Below are 15,819 nucleotides of genomic sequence, written 5' to 3'. Positions count from 1 at the left end.
AATCACCTCTCCCTTATACGGGCCCCAGCGACAACAGCTTGCCCCAAGGCAAGTCCTCCATCATTCGGCGGAACCTGTTGGTTACTATATACAGTAAAACCATCTTGTTGTAACATTCCGAATACTTTTTGTAGCATCGTTATATTTTGCCATACACCACCACTTAAAGCTACTTTTTTTATCCCCGTATCTTGTCCAATTCGCTTAACCATTGTTACGATGGCATCGGCAATCGTGACATGAAAACAAGCGGCTAAAAAAGGTACTTTACCACCTTGCCTAAGAGCCTCCGTTAGAGCGGCAAAAGTTGGCATAAAATCCAAAACATAAGGACTTTCCCCTGAAATACAATATGGTAATATTTCCCCAAACTCTCCTTGCCCTGCATGCTCTAGTACAATCGCGGCTTGCCCTTCATAATGTATTTCACTACAAAGCCCTAATATTCCAGATGCAATATCAAATAACCTGCCAGCACTCGATGTAATCGGAGCATTAATTCCTTTATAAGTCGCATCCATCAGCAACTGCCATCCTGCAGGCAAACTACGAGTCACATCTAAAGAAAAGTTAACAAATTCATTGCCATATAAATTATATAACACCCAAGCCGCCATGCGCCATGGTTGTTTTATGGCTTTTGCACCTCCAGGCAAAGGTAAATACTTACAGTGACCCACACGGACAAAATCTCGGCAATCCGCTAGGAAGAATTCTCCCCCCCATAAGTTCCCATCCGCTCCATAACCAGTCCCATCAAAAGCAACACCAATTACCTGCTCTTCGAGCCCATATTCCGCCAGTACAGAAGCAATATGAGCGTGATGATGCTGCACCCCGACCTTAGGGATATCAAGAGATAATGCATATTTCGTGGCGATATATTCAGGATGCAAGTCATAGGCCACCACTGTAGGATGAATGGCAAATAACTTTTGATAATGCTCCATTGCAGCAAGATAAGCCTGATATGTCGCTAAATTTTCCAAATCCCCCATATGACAACTCATAAAGACAAAAGGCCCTCGAGTTAGACAAAAGGTATTTTTCACTTCGCCACCAACTGCTAAAATAGACGACATTTCCCGGGAAATTTTTAGCGGTTTCGGGGCAAAACCTCGACTTCGTCGCAAGATTTGTCGCTTATCATCTACAATCCGAGCTACAGAGTCATCACTAGGCTGAAATATTTCCCGATTATGCACTAAAAAATAATCTGCAATATTTCCCAGTTTTTTTAATGCATCCTGCTCCTCATAAGCAATAGGCTCATCACTTACGTTACCGCTCGTCATTACCCAGACATCGTCTTCTGCAAGTAGCAGGTAATGAAGAGGAGTATAGGGCAACATTACACCTAGAAAACTAGTGCCTACCCCAATACTTTCTGCTAAATCATAATCCGGTTTTTTCGTTAGTAACACAATCGGCCTTGAAGCATCCACTAACAAGGCTTCTTCTTCAGCTGATACTTCACACAATTTTTTCACGGTTTCGATACTACCGCACATTACTGCAAAGGGCTTAGCCTCTCGAAGTTTACGCTGACGTAAACTATTTACGGCTTGCTCTTGACGGGCATCACAAGCTAAGTGATAACCGCCAATCCCTTTTACTGCTATGATATGACCTAATGCAATCAACCTTTTGGTTTCCGTAAATACATTAGAGGATAAACTTCCCCCTGACTTTGTAAGAAGTTGATAATGAGGGCCGCATTCTGGACAAGCATTGGGCTGGGCATGAAATCGACGATTGGTAGGATCCTCATACTCAGCTTGGCAAATAGGACACATGGAGAAATCCTTCATCGTGGTAGTGTCTCTGTCATAAGGAACATCTTTAATAATACTGTAACGGGGACCACAATTGGTACAATTAGTAAAAGCGTAACCATATCGTCTATCTTTAGGATCCTTAATTTCCCTTTGACAATCAGCACAAGTTCCTATATCAGCAGATACCCAAGCTGTTCTTGTGTCCTGCCCAAGACTATACCGAATGGTAAAATCATCTCCGCCCTTAAGACTACAGGGAGTAACAAGTATTTCATCCATTACTGCTAAAGGAGGAGCCGTTTTTTTTAGTTCTTGCAAAAAAAGAGAGACCTCCATGGAGGTCCCTTCTATTTCAATCTCCACACCTTCAGAGTTATTCAGCACCCAACCAACCAAATGATAGCGCTGCGCTAGATTATAAACAAAGGGGCGGAAACCCACCCCTTGTACAATACCGTGTATATGAATGGTAAGACGCTGCATAGTATTGTCTCCTCTACTATTTTCCGTTCTCCAATGTTAGTAAGGACTGAATCATCAGAGCACACTCTAAGCGTTTTTTCTGTAGTTCACAGCCAATTTTATAAGGAATGTTAATGTCCTTGTTAAATAAATCTGCATTAGCATGACAGCCACCGCTACAATAAAAACGTGCCCAACAATCACGGCATTCTGCCTTATTTAATACATGACTCTGACGGAATTTTTCTGGTAATTGGGTATTCTTCACACCTTCAAAAACATCACCTAATAAGAATTCTTCCCGCCCAACGAATTGATGACAAGGATATAAGTCTCCTTCTGGAGTAACAGCATAATACTCGTGACCAGCACCGCAGCCACTTAAACGTTTGGCCACACATGGTCCATTATTAAGATCTAAATTAAAGTGAAAGAATTCAAACCCTTGTCCCTTACGTTTGCGCTCTAAATAAGCTTTTGCCAATGTTTCATATTCTGCAAATAATTTTGGAAGGTGTTCTTCCGTTAAAGCATAATCACAATCCTCTGCAACAACTGGCTCCACAGACAATTGAGTAAATCCTTTGTCTGCAATATCTAAAACATCCGCAGCAAAATCTAAATTATGTGCCGTAAAAGTACCGCGCAAATAATAGTTTTGTCCATTACGAGAATCAATGGTTTTTGTTACATTTTTTAAAATCATATCGTAACTACCCGCACCATTGACACAAGGACGCATTTTGTCGTGCACTTCACGTCTTCCATCTAAACTAAGCACCAAACTAATATTATTTTCATTCAGATATTGATTAATTTCATCATTTAAAAGTACGCCATTGGTCGTCAAAGTTAGTTTAAACTTTTTACCAGTTTCTAATTCACGACGGCGAATATAGGTTACAGCATGACGTACAGTATCCATATTCATCAACGGTTCGCCACCAAAAAAGTCAATTTCGCTATTAATTCGTGGCCCACTATTTTCAATAATAAATTCCACGGCACGTTCTGCTACTTCTTTACTCATTAAGCCCCGGGTATGCCCGAAGTCTCCTGTTCCTGCGAAACAATAATTACAGCGTAAATTACAATCATGAGCCACATGCAAACACACAGACTTAACCAAAGGTTTTTGACTAAAGTGCAAAGGTACTTCTGGCATTTTTGAAAATAACTTATTATCATTCATTAGTTCATGAAGTTCTACTAATACATCTGCCAGATCATCGGCAGCATATTGACTAGAAAATGCGGCCATTACAGCCTCATCATTACTACCATCAAACACGTCCATCATATCATAAACCATTTTATCTACAACGTGGACAGCCCCACTATTAATATCCAATATAATATATAAACCATTTAAATAAAACTTATGTATATTCATTTTTTCACCTTTAAACTAATTTATTTGTACTAAACTACTAAAAAATTTAAACCACAAAGACACAGAGGACACAAAGAAACTTCATTTTTCCCTTTGTGTGTCACGCTAGCGACATTGTGCCTTTGTGGTTCATTCATTCTTAAAATCAAGCCCTCTGCCAACTGGACAGAGGGCTGTCTTTACGGTCTACTTCTGGCAGACCTGATTGCCAACGGTGCATGATGTCTTGCAGGCCGATTGGCAGGAAGTTTGGCACTCTCCACAGCCACCAGTATGTACAGTTTCTTGTAGAGAAGCTTTATTAACAGTAATAATATGCTTTGCCATGATAATCCCTCCTTGCCCTTATTTTTATTCTTGCTTAACCTATTTTATACGTTTTTCTAACACTAAGCAATAGGTATTAGAAATTGTGTTCAATCGTAAAATAGTATCTTATTCGAAAAGTAAGAAAAACGTTAACACGCCTTGTGCATATTGATAAAAGCATTTTAAGCACGAAGACATGAAGAATATGAAGGACACGAAGTAGATAACCCTTCGTGTTCTTTGTGCCTCTTCGCGACCTTCGTGTTTTATCGTTTTTTCTACAAAGCGCTACATACTATCAATATCAAAAATGTATACTTTCTATCATAATAAGAAAAATACTACGCGTCCTTTTTGAACCACAAAGACACAAAGGGGTTCTATCTATTTCCTTCCCATCTTTTTTGTGTGCCGCGATAGCGGCATTGTGTCTTTGTGGTTCAATCTTTTTAACTAGAAACTTATAAATTCTGATATCACAAAAAGGAAACCATCGTTTATTGCGATAGTTTCCTTTTCTGAATTAAGAGCTAACCAAACTAGTTCGTTCATTTTAGCATTCCCATCATACCAGGCAATATTTGAACAATCCAAGGACAAGCTGTGACTACAGACAAAACGATTAAGTTAGCCAATGCGAATGGCCATACCGCTTTGGTAACAGCCTCGAGACTAATATTAGTAATTGCTGTTGAAACAAATAAGCAAATGCCAATTGGCGGTAAAATCATACCTAAAGCCGAATTGATCGCTACAATAATACCAAAATGAATCGGATCAACCCCTGCAGCTAACATTGCTGGTAAGAGGATCGGGACGACCACTAAAATGCACGTTCCTGTTTCTAGTACCGTATGAATTAAAATCAGGAAGATATTAACGATTACTAAAATCCAGAAAGGCTCATTGGTAATACTAAATAGCATGCCAGCGATTTCTTGAGGTATTTGCTGAGATGCCAAATACCAAGCTAACAGCATTCCAGCTGAAGCGATAGACATAACTCGTGCCGTATTAACAGCACCAGTTGTCACGACTTCTGGGATTTTACTCAGTGGCAATTCCTTATAAAAAACAGTACTGACAAGTAACGCATATACTACCGTAACAGCACCCGCTTCTGTGGCAGTAAATAAGCCCCCTAATATGCCTCCTAAAATTAAAATAGGCGTAAATAAAGCCCATATTGAATGAATAAATGCTTTGCCTAGATTTTTAAATCCTACCCACTTCTCAGCAGGATAGTTATGTCTACGGGCTATGATTAGACCAGTTATGATAAATGATAGAGCTACTAGAAAGCCAGGGATAAAGGAAGCCATAAATAAATGAGTAATAGAAACATTGGCGACAAAAGCATATAACAACATACCGGAACTTGGTGGGAATTGTACACCTAATGATCCAGCTGCAGCCTGCAACGCGGTAACAAAGTTTTTATCATAACCTCGCTTAATCATACCTGGCATCATAACATTACCAATAGCGGCAGTATCAGATGCCGCCGAACCAGACATATCGGCAAAGATAACACTGGCAAGTACGTTGGCTGGAATCAAACCGCCGCGAATCCACCCCACCAAAGAACTCGCAAAGTTTATTAACCGGAGGGCAATGCCACCTTCATGCATAATTGCACCAGCTAACATAAAAAAGGGAACTGCCATCAATGTAAAAGAATCTAAGCCAACAAACATACGCTGAGGGACAATCGTCAGAGGAATATCCCCCGTAGTAGTAAAGGCTACTACCGTTACCATCGCTAAAGAAACAAAGATCGGCACACTCATCCCAAAGAACAGTAATAGTAAGACAATCAATAGCAAGTTAATTTGTTCAAATGGTTGACTAGTTATCAAAGAAAAACCTGCAGCGACTGCCAACATAATACCTATACCTAGTACCGAATTTCCGAATTTTTCCTGGGACTCTTCAGCTACTAAGTACAATGTGTGAATCAGCATAAATAGACCACCAACTGGCAATGCAGCATAAGCCCAGGATATGGTAAAATCCAGAGCTGGCGTTTTATCAGGAATGACTGCTATCGCAAGTCGAGTACCCTCAACAAGGAAATGATAACAAAAAAGTGCAGATATACCACGTGTCACTAAAAATAAGTAGGGCCTCATTTTTATCGGCAGCAGCTTTACACACATAGTGATATTGGGAAGCGAATTGTACCGTAATGCAACGGATGCTCCGAGAAAAGTCGTCCACATAAATGCATAACGCGCTAATTCCTCGGACCAAGATAAAGGCATTTTTAATACATAGCGAAAGATAATTTGCATAAACACCGCTGTTACCATGGTACAGGCTGCAGCAAGTAATAAGCCCTTCGCAAAGCTATTGACTCGATCACTGATGAAACGTAAAAATTTAATCATAGTTTTTTCCTCCATGACTGTTATTATAGTGGCTGGATAAATCCAACCACTATAATAACCTTACCTATTATTTGCTACGCAATTTCTCTATCTCATCAAATGTATCTTTACCTACTACTTCCTCTAATGACTTCCAAAGGGGCTTAGCTCTTTCAAAGAAAGGCTCTGTGTTCACATCATTAAACTTCATCCCAGCGGCTTTTAGTTTTTCAACAACGTCTTTCTCCGTTTTCTTGAATATTTCACTCTCGTCTTTTTGCGATTCTGCGGAAACTTCCATTAATACCTTTTGTGCTTCAGGCGAAAGTTTTGCCCAGCTCTTTTGGCTTATTAGCAAAATATTAGGAGCGGCAAAATGATTTGTATAGGAAAAATAAGGACATACTTCATTCATTTTAAAAGACAGTACAGTGGCGGGATTATTTTCCCAACCATCAAGTATTCCAGATTGTAATGCATTATATACAGCACCTTGATCCATCGGCGTAGCAATACCGCCCATAGCATTAATGCCATCAACCATTGTCTTAGCAGGCATAGTACGAATCTTTAGCCCTTTTAAATCTTCTGGAACATTTACTGGCCCCTTTTTAGTTGTTATGCTGCGAAAACCACTCCACTGGTAAGCTAAACCTTTCAGACCACTTGGTTCAATTTCTTTAAAAAGCTGTTGTCCGATGGGGCCATTCACAACCTTATACATATGTTCTTCTGATTGAAAAAGATATGGTAGGCTAAACACCTGCCATCGAGGGGCAAAGCTTGTCATAAGAGCACTATTGACATTTGCCATATCAACTGTCCCTATTTTCATTCCTTCAACTAAATCACGTTCTTGGCCTAGTGCTCCGTTATTAAATACAGTAATTTCAATTTCTCCATTACTCTTTTCCTTAACCTTTTTAGCGTATAAAATGGCAGCTGCCGCAATAGGGTGACTTTCTGGCAACTGAGTAGCTAATTTTAATTTGTACTTGGGTCCAGCTGCTGGTTGCTGAGTGGATGTTTTTTGGCCACCGCATCCCGTAAGAATCGTTCCTATTAGAAAAACGGCAGCTATGGTAAGCATTAGCATCTTTGACTTTTTCATCATTATTCCCCCTATATTTGAGCACGCAAAAGCTCTTTTAACATTGGTTCTTCTTTGGTTAATGACAAGATATACTTTAATCCTTACATTTACTTACTATTTCCACCTAACCTACAACAACTGACTACCCGTTTAGAAATGCCCCCTTCCAATCCACCATATGGACTTTAATTCTATCATATGATATACATACGCCCTTTAGGATTAAAAACCCTGCTAAGTTTTCTGAATTTAATGATTTTTCCACAATACGGAATACTTTTTCACATCTAAAGCTGAATACGCAAAAAAAAAAAAAAAGCTGAGTCAAGGTCCTTTCCTTGACTCAGCTTTTTGCCTATCTCTTATGAATGCTTTGCTTGCGCTTGAACTGCCGTCATCGCAATGACGCCAATAATATCTTCCGCTTTGCACCCTCTTGATAAATCATTAATTGGCTTTGCTAACCCCTGAGTAATCGGGCCGTAAGCTTGCGCTTTCGCTAGCCGTTCCGTAAGCTTATAGCCAATATTTCCTGCATTTAAATCTGGAAATATCAGCACATTTGCTTGCCCTGCTACCGCACTATTAGGAGCTTTCAGTTTAGCAGTTCTTGCCACCAAAGCTGCATCTACTTGCATTTCTCCGTCAATCAGCAAATCCGGTGCCTTTTGTTTTGCCAAAGCAGTTGCTTGTACTACTTTTTGCGTAAGCTCACTATTCGCACTTCCGTAAGTGGAATAAGAAAGCATGGCGACAATTGGAGTAATACCCAGTAAACCTTTCATCGTGTGAGCCGAAGAAATTGCAATCTCTGAAAGTTGATCTGCATTTGGATTTTCGTTTAAGCCACAATCAGAGAATAAAAATACGCCGTCTTGTCCATATTTGCAATCAGGAATCACCATAATAAAAAAGGATGATACCAAACTAGTCCCCGGTGCTGTCTTAATAATTTGCAGCGCAGGTCTTAAGGTATCTGCTGTTGAGTGAATGGCTCCAGAAACCAGCCCATCAGCATCATTTTGTTTTATCATCATGTTGCCAAAATACACTGGATCTTTCATTAGCTCACGTGCTTGGTCTTTTGTAATCCCTTTTGCTTTTCTTAATTCATAAAAGCTTTCAATATACTCTTCTTTCTTTTCTGCTGTAGCAACATCAACAATTAAAACTTGGGATAAGTCAATTTCCCCAGCAGCTTTTAAAATGTCTATTTTATTACCAACTAGTATAAGCTCAGCAAGTCCTTCTTTCGCTGCCGCACTAGCTGCCGTCAAAACTCGCAGGTCAGTCCCTTCCGGTAGAACAATTCTCTTTTTACTGGCCCTTGCTTTTTGCTTCATTTCTTCAAGAAAATTCATTCACTAACCTCTCCTTGCTTTTTTTCTTTATCCTACTAAGCTAGGGTTAACGTCCTACTTGGCATAATTATCCATGTTTTCCCTTTTTCTTCTAGAATATCTTAAAAGAAAAGAAGAGTCAAGGATCCTTCGAAACCACTGAAAATTGGTCGCTCTCTTTATTATAACTAAACTTAGTATCATCAATTTTGTATACTGAAGCACTTATAGGTATAATTGTCTCCACTTTATCTTCTTTTAACAGATCAAGTATTGGCTTGCGAAAATAGGCTTTATCTCCATAGAACTCTGTTATAACGAATCTTTCGTTTGGGGTAAAGCTTCTTAAGCATTTTATTTCCCCCATAATTATTAGTATAATCTACTATAATTATACCAAATTACCGGGATTTATACTGGATATTCGACTTTTTCAGTGACCATCCCTTGACTCATGCCTGAGGTATTTGTAGTTCTATATCTTTCAAGGGAGGAAATTGATAGGAAAAAGGTGTATTATGTAATTAGTAAAATTACCAATATTAAATTAGGAGGTTTATAAATTGGAAAAAAGCCTAATTGTTATTACCTGTTTCATAGTGTTAAATATTATTTCTGTAGTTTTTGCTTCGAAAGGGCAACCTGTTGTAAATTCGACTGATCAACTAATTGGGGAGGGGGAATATTGAATAATGAACGTTGGTATCAAGACTTATCAGTGCGAAATGCTAATAGAGACTATACTGGTATAATCTCTGCCATTTCAGAAAATTATTTAAATGTGCCTTCTCATCTTCAATACGTACATATTCACTATTCTTTGGCTATGGCTTACATTGCACAAGGCAATCCACTTGCGGGAATTTCAAATCTTAAAATCATATTAAATCAAATTGAAAAATTGACTTTAGATTCCAATGGAGAATTTTTTGTTTCCAAAATTCAAATGCAATTAGAATTATTGGAAGGCTTTTTTAATAATGTTTTGTTGTTTTGGGAAAATAAGCATTTGGATGCAGCTACAAAAATTAGGGACTATGCTGCACAAACAGGCGATCAGGTATTGTCGACGGCTGCTGAAATAGTGATGAATCAATGGCACCGGGTTGATACGGCAGAAGGGGCTTGTTTTGTACCCCGTTCACCTAACATGCTACAAATTGAACCGACCAATATCTGTAATATGAGATGTACAATGTGTCCAAGGGAAAAGATGAAACGCACGATGGGATTTATGGATATTGATTTGTTTCGTAATATTTTTAATGGATGGAGTAGTAAATATTTAACATTGCCGTTAGAGCACCTGGTCTTTGGAGGAACGATTAACGCGATTCGAAGAGGCGCCATAAAGTTCTTTTTTATGGGAGAACCTTTACTTCATGATTCTTTTTCGGAAATGATTGAAATCGTAAAAAAGGAAGGTTGTACCATTGTACTTCAAACAAACGGTTTGCTTCTCAATGACGAATTTATCTGTGAAAATCTCTTGAAAGCAAAACCCAATGTTATTGGAATTAGCATTGACGGAATGAGTGAATCTTCTTATGAAAAAGTGCGACGAGGCTCTTCATACCAGATGATTCTAAACAATGTAAAGAATTTATATTGTGCTCGTGAAAGCTTGGGCTTATCGAAAGACATTAATATTTTTATTTCCACTATTGTTGCTGATCATTCTGAGGATGCGTATAATAAAGCTGAAGTTTTTTTGAAACCGATGGCCCAATTTGCAGACCGTATTCTTTATATTTCCTTAACACGTAATCGTGAACCGGTGTTTTTTAATAGTGAAGGTAAAATGGAGCTTATGAAAAGCATGCAGAATAGTGTAAATGAAGAAGTATTCTTCTGTAAAGAACCTTTGGGAAAATTAAATGTTCTATGGAATGGAGACATTACTCCATGCTGCTACGATATAGATGGCGTTCTGAAGTTGGGGCATTCAACGGACGGTATTGATCGGATTTGGACTGGCCAACAAACAGTAAAGTTACACAATGCAATTTTAAATAACGATTCCTCTGAGTTTCCTTTATGTCGAGAGTGCAAAAATACATTATGAAGCCATTTATTTAATAATAGTTCATCGGTCATCATTTCTATTTCTATTAGTTTTACTTTTAATAACGGCACTGATGCGTTACTTCTTATAGCGATAAAATAAGAGTCAAGGGACGGTTCGAAACCACTGAAAAAGCCTTATCTTTAAGCGGTATAATCAGCTTACTTTATGAAAATTCTCGATAAAGCCTCCATTCTACAAAGAATTTGTTTTAAATAAGTAAGATATAAGAATAGCAGAGCTGCTATCCTTTTTAAATTAACCGCCAAAGCAGTTAGTTTAGCTTGAGTGCTCATACTTTTTAGACCGTGCCCCCGGGCACGGTCTAATCCATGAAAGCGCTTCATTTCGCCATTCTTCCATTCATGGCTAGCACGTTTTTTATACTTTTCGAATTCCATTCTGTTGCTGACTGTATTCATAATATTCACCAGCATGGATTCCGATAGATAACCGCTTTGTCTTAGAATTTCCGTTGATACACTGGGCTCTATTGGGACAGCCTATACAATTTTCTTTATCAAATGTATATGTTAACATACTGGCCTTGTTTTTTTGCTGCCGGCATTTCTTGACTACTGTATAGTACCCCATTTCGCAAAACCATTGGTCGCTATCTTTATTATAACTAAACTTAGTATCATCAATTTTGTATACTGAAGCACTTAAAGGTATTTCTCCGTACTCTTTTTCTAAACTTTTAAATATTTTTTCGCCAAATGTTTCATGATTCGTTCCGGTACTTTCTTAATTGTATTAGCCGTTGTATGAGTAGCATCTATGCTAAGCCCATTGCTTTTAATAATACCCTTTTCTATACATTGATGAACTACTTCCTGAATAATATCATCAATACTAGTACCTTTAAGTCTTTGTGTTCTAAATTTGGCAAGTAAACTTGCATCCGTCAACTCTTCATCAGGATTAATGCCAATAAACCACATATATGCTAAGTTCAATGAGACTTCTTCAATTATTTTTTACATCAGATAAATTATATAGATACTGCAATATCAATAGTTTAGCCATCATTTCCGGCTCTTTAGCTGGACGGCTATTACCGGGATCATACTGGATATTCGATTTTTTCAGTGGCTTCGAACCGTCCTTGACTCTAGTCTTTATTTTGCTGGAGCAATAATTAATTTTATAGGTAGATTGGAAGCGCCTGGTGGGCTGAAGGTTAACCATACTGCTTTTCCTGTTTCATAGGTACCAAGAAAAGCACTCTCACTGATTTTTTTAGAACCAAAAGACATAACATCAGCAGGTGTCGGTATGGAGTGTTCATCTTGATGTCGATATTCTAAACCCAACCACCCTGCATATTCTCCACCCCGTGGATTTAAGTAATAAGATGCTTTTCCGCCTGACATGGAGGGCAAGAATACCTTATATACAATACCGTAATTGCCATAATTTAAGGTAGATGTACCATCTGTAGCATCAATCCCTGTGACATAAGGGTCAATGTGATTATCTGCTAAGGTAAGAGCAACTGCCCCACTTTGCTTGCTATCGTAGACTTCTTTTCCTACAACTAAACGATCTTTGCCTTCAAATGTTCCACGTAATCGATACTGATCCGCTGGCAATACTTTTGCTGCTCTCGCAAACTCCTGAATATCCGCGTCCACAGGCATCATCATTACTTTTACAGTAATAGGACGATCTGTTTTGAAATCGTACATGCCGTTTACAAGCATATTAGGCTCTACAATACTTGTATCAAGAAAGGAAATTAAACTTCTGGAGCCCTTTTCAGGAACCTCTAACAGATATAAGTTCTCATCCTGCAAATAATCTTTTTGTACCTTTTTACCAACCTCTAGATAATCCAAACTTGGTCCACCTAATCCAAACTTTGTTACAGTAACATGAGCCGGGTACACCTCATCAGCATTTTCTAATAAAACAATAATTTTTTTGTTTACTTGAGTGCCGTTTACGTGGTGAAAAAATAAGCGAATATCACCGTCTACAGTATCCTGATACATAATTCCATCATCAGGCACCGTCTCTGGGCTATCTGATAATAATAGTTTGCCGCCATAAGGCGATACAGTTGTTGACCACTCTGGTAATTTCAAACCATCCAATTTCACCGTAGAATATACAGTAGATGCCAGTGCTGTACTATGTAACATTACAGGCATGATAAGCGCTAATACGCCAGTTTTAAACCAATTCATTATGCTACCCCCTTTTTGGACATAGCATCATTATACCAACACCTGTATAGTATGTAAAATGACAAAATAAGACCCATTTGGCAGTTATTTGTAAACAACTATAGCCAAAGGGTCTTATCTGTATTTTACAATTGATTACCAATTGCTCGATTTGCCGCATCAATAGCTTGGTGAGATAGATCAATAGACTGGCCTAGAGTGTGTAATTCCTGCACTGAATTATGAAAGCCCATACTATTTGCAGCAGCGACATAATCCCAGTACCACTGAGCCCGACGCAATAATTCCCGAGCATTACCAAGTTCTGCTTGATTGGCATTCGGGTTATTCCCAGCTTTTGTTATAGTTTCATGAGCCTTTGCCACGTTCATGCCCGCTGTATGTTGCAATTGCCAAACATTATCCTGCTCTGCCTTCACTTGATTGTAGAGTTGATCCGTGCCCTCTTTATGACAAGGCATACAGGAAGCATCTAAGTTTTTTAAAGGACTTGTCATCCAATGGGAACTATACTTTTTCCCATTCTCACGAATATAGGGCATATGACAGTCAGCACAAGACACGCCGAATTTACCATGTACACCATTCTGCCATTCTTCAAAATCAGGGTGCTGCGCTTTGAGCACTGGAGTTTTGGAATCAGGGTGAATGAAGTCTTGGGCAAATCCATTGGGTTTCGTTTCATAATACTGATACATCTCTTGCGGTGTTACACCTTTATCCCAAGGAAACACAACTCTTGTTGTTTCAGGTTCAAAATAGTATTCTGCATGACACTGTCCACAGACATAGCTACGCATTTCTTCCCGGCTGGCTTTTGTTACATCCACTCCTTTTCGCCCCATCGCTTCAATAAAGGCAGGATTTATCACCCTAAGGTTCATTGTCTCTGGATCGTGACAATTAGCGCAGCTTACAGGATGCTTGGACTGTTCTATGAGCCCCGAAAGCGGCTGGTTAGCAAAGCCCCAACCCGATTGCTTGTAGAACTCTTCTATATAGGGGGTTTTGCAAGTAATACAGGCACCTTTGCTTGTAGGCCCAATACGCTTAGATTCTCTAAGATCATCCAAGGAGTATAGATGTCCTCGCTCTTCAGTATAATCTTTACTAAAAGGATTGCCCTTAAAATTAACATATATTTCAGGTTGCATATCAGCTTTCTGCACTTTTACGCTGCCCCCATACCCTGTTGGTGATGGTGCTTGTTCTAGATTCTTTTGATAACTTGCATATTCAAGAGGATATGCTTTGCCCCATACTGCCGGATCATACTCCCCAGCGGCTATGGGAGATAATTTAATTGTAGAAGATGGTTTTAAAGCCCAAACGCGCACTACTACAAAACCAAAAAAAAGCACCATCATACCTAAAAATACTGCTAAAAATCTCTGTGCTCTACTCAACTCTAACCCCTCCTGGAACCATTTTTTGCCCGTGAGCAACACCCCTATGACACGTGATGCAATTTAGTTTCCCCTGTGCTAAGTGAGTGTTTTCCACAACGGAGGCATGACAACGCAAGCAGTTTCCATTCGCAATTTCTTTACCCTTTGATGTGAAATATAGAGTATCAGGGTAATCTCGTAAAAATTCATGGTATACGTCCCGCATACCATTTTCCCCCTTAACGTACATGGTTTCTACAATATTATCATGAGGAACATGACAATCACTACAGGTAAATTGTTTATGATTGGATGCCTGCCATGTGTAATATACATGCTCCATAGAATGGCAGCTTCCACAAAAATCGGGACCGCTAGAATAGACAAAACTAGCCCCGGATAACAACATTCCCACTACAGCGACAATAATGCCTAGCAAAATTAATTTCAGCGAACTACGGGATAACAACTCTCCTAGATCCAATCATCCCACCCCTTTCAATACCTTCCAGTAAAGACTTACAGCACGATGTTGTCCGTATTCTAAAGCAACGCATAACTATGTAAACCTGGCAATAACACATTTACACCGATAAAGGTAAATAGAACGGTGATAAAGCCAACAACTGCCCAATTCATGGCCTTTTTTCCTCGCCAACCTAAAGAAACACGTCCGTGAAGATAAATTGCATAGATTAACCAGGTAATTAAAGACCAGGTTTCTTTAGGATCCCATCGCCAATATGATCCCCAAGCATATTCTGCCCAAACAGCACCTGTTATTATGAGCAGAGTTAAAAAAGGCACCGCCAAATCAATACATTGATTCACCAAAGCACTTAATGTAACTAAAGGCGGTAACTTACTCATAATGGGGCCCTGCTCTCCCGTTTCCTCAATACGCTGCTTCCATAAATACATGAGAGCTAAGGCAAAAGAAATAGCCAATGCTCCATAGGCAATAACAGCTGTTATGACATGTACTAGTAGCCAATTGCTTTTGAGAGCAGGCATCAGAGGATGGGCTTCTTGATAAAAATTAGAAAATATGCCCGTAAGCACAAAAGCCACTGGCAATATAAAGGCCCCCAGGGAATAATTTTTATGACGATACTCTATGTAAATATAGAGTAGGGTAATCCCCCAAACAAAAGCCATGCCAAACTCGTACATATTAGCAAAAGGAATGTGCCCAGCATTTATGGTGCGAGCTGCCATGGCTAATGTATTAACAAGAAACCCAAGAATAGTGAAAATTCTTGCCCAGCTCCCCAATTTTTCTTTCAACCAAATTAAATGTCCAATATACAAACAACTGGCTACAAAATAACTAATAAAAGCAATACTAAAAAACTCTTTTTCCCAGTTTCCCAACTATTTTCACTCTTCCTTACTATTTTTTCTACTACTATAAAAAACACTGATATTTT

At 39.0% G+C, this 15,819-nt stretch carries 12 protein-coding genes and 3 pseudogenes; 2 read left to right on the top strand and 13 right to left on the bottom strand.

All coding sequences use genetic code 11. The features are described from left to right. Positions 1-2: 2 nt before the first annotated feature. The 7 genes and pseudogenes from hypF to QSJ81_RS25830 all read right to left on the bottom strand — a co-directional run. Positions 3-2,261 (bottom strand): carbamoyltransferase HypF, encoded by a 2,259-nt coding sequence (gene hypF / locus QSJ81_RS22865; protein WP_285719655.1) that lies wholly within the window; start codon positions 2,259-2,261, stop codon positions 3-5. A 16-nt stretch (positions 2,262-2,277) separates the two neighbouring features. After that, positions 2,278-3,633, bottom strand: a complete 1,356-nt coding sequence (gene scfB / locus QSJ81_RS22860) for a thioether cross-link-forming SCIFF peptide maturase (protein WP_285719654.1) — start codon at positions 3,631-3,633, stop codon at positions 2,278-2,280. Positions 3,634-3,819: 186 nt separating this feature from the next. Next, positions 3,820-3,960 carry a six-cysteine ranthipeptide SCIFF gene (gene scfA, locus QSJ81_RS22855; protein ID WP_017531201.1) on the bottom strand — a complete coding sequence of 47 codons (141 nt, stop codon included), beginning with the start codon at positions 3,958-3,960 and terminating at the stop codon, positions 3,820-3,822. Positions 3,961-4,490: 530 nt separating this feature from the next. After that, entirely contained in the window at positions 4,491-6,332 is a 1,842-nt protein-coding gene (locus QSJ81_RS22850) for a TRAP transporter large permease (RefSeq protein WP_285719653.1), read from the bottom strand. Between the two features lie 67 nt (positions 6,333-6,399). Beyond that, positions 6,400-7,425, bottom strand: coding sequence for a TRAP transporter substrate-binding protein (locus QSJ81_RS22845; RefSeq protein ID WP_285719652.1), 1,026 nt, complete (start codon positions 7,423-7,425; stop codon positions 6,400-6,402). A gap of 341 nt (positions 7,426-7,766) precedes the next feature. Continuing rightward, entirely contained in the window at positions 7,767-8,765 is a 999-nt protein-coding gene (pta, locus tag QSJ81_RS22840; RefSeq protein ID WP_285719651.1) for a phosphate acetyltransferase, read from the bottom strand. Positions 8,766-8,898: 133 nt separating this feature from the next. Continuing rightward, a pseudogene (locus QSJ81_RS25830) lies at positions 8,899-9,057 on the bottom strand (IS5/IS1182 family transposase); the annotation flags it as partial. 250 nt (positions 9,058-9,307) lie between these two features. Between QSJ81_RS25830 and QSJ81_RS22835 the strand changes: the two are divergent. Together QSJ81_RS22835 and QSJ81_RS22830 are read left to right on the top strand one after the other, a co-directional pair. Continuing rightward, positions 9,308-9,433: a hypothetical protein gene (locus QSJ81_RS22835; protein WP_285719650.1), complete on the top strand. Its 126-nt coding sequence runs from the start codon at positions 9,308-9,310 to the stop codon at positions 9,431-9,433. After that, positions 9,430-10,809, top strand: coding sequence for a radical SAM/SPASM domain-containing protein (locus tag QSJ81_RS22830; protein ID WP_285719649.1), 1,380 nt, complete (start codon positions 9,430-9,432; stop codon positions 10,807-10,809). The genes QSJ81_RS22835 and QSJ81_RS22830 overlap by 4 nt, the downstream gene beginning before the upstream one ends. A gap of 233 nt (positions 10,810-11,042) precedes the next feature. Here the strand turns inward: QSJ81_RS22830 and QSJ81_RS25825 are convergent. The 6 genes and pseudogenes from QSJ81_RS25825 to ccsB all read right to left on the bottom strand — a co-directional run. Continuing rightward, a pseudogene (locus QSJ81_RS25825) lies at positions 11,043-11,238 on the bottom strand (transposase); the annotation flags it as partial. Positions 11,239-11,507: 269 nt separating this feature from the next. Continuing rightward, positions 11,508-11,862 (bottom strand): annotated as a pseudogene (locus QSJ81_RS25820) (transposase); the annotation flags it as partial. A 68-nt stretch (positions 11,863-11,930) separates the two neighbouring features. Beyond that, complete coding sequence (locus QSJ81_RS22820) at positions 11,931-13,001, bottom strand: copper amine oxidase (protein ID WP_285719648.1); 1,071 nt, start codon at positions 12,999-13,001, stop codon at positions 11,931-11,933. 125 nt (positions 13,002-13,126) lie between these two features. Continuing rightward, positions 13,127-14,407: an ammonia-forming cytochrome c nitrite reductase subunit c552 gene (locus QSJ81_RS22815; protein WP_285719647.1), complete on the bottom strand. Its 1,281-nt coding sequence runs from the start codon at positions 14,405-14,407 to the stop codon at positions 13,127-13,129. Further along, complete coding sequence (locus tag QSJ81_RS22810; RefSeq protein WP_285719646.1) at positions 14,400-14,873, bottom strand: cytochrome c3 family protein; 474 nt, start codon at positions 14,871-14,873, stop codon at positions 14,400-14,402. The genes QSJ81_RS22815 and QSJ81_RS22810 overlap by 8 nt, the downstream gene beginning before the upstream one ends. A gap of 59 nt (positions 14,874-14,932) precedes the next feature. Further along, positions 14,933-15,763: a c-type cytochrome biogenesis protein CcsB gene (gene ccsB / locus QSJ81_RS22805; RefSeq protein WP_285719645.1), complete on the bottom strand. Its 831-nt coding sequence runs from the start codon at positions 15,761-15,763 to the stop codon at positions 14,933-14,935. Positions 15,764-15,819: the final 56 nt, after the last annotated feature.

It is taken from the genome of Pelosinus sp. IPA-1 (assembly GCF_030269905.1).
In the GTDB taxonomy this organism is placed as follows: Bacteria; Bacillota; Negativicutes; order DSM-13327; family DSM-13327; genus Pelosinus.
The sequence above is the reverse complement of the archived record's forward strand: the minus strand, read 5'-3'. Positions and strand labels throughout refer to the sequence as shown.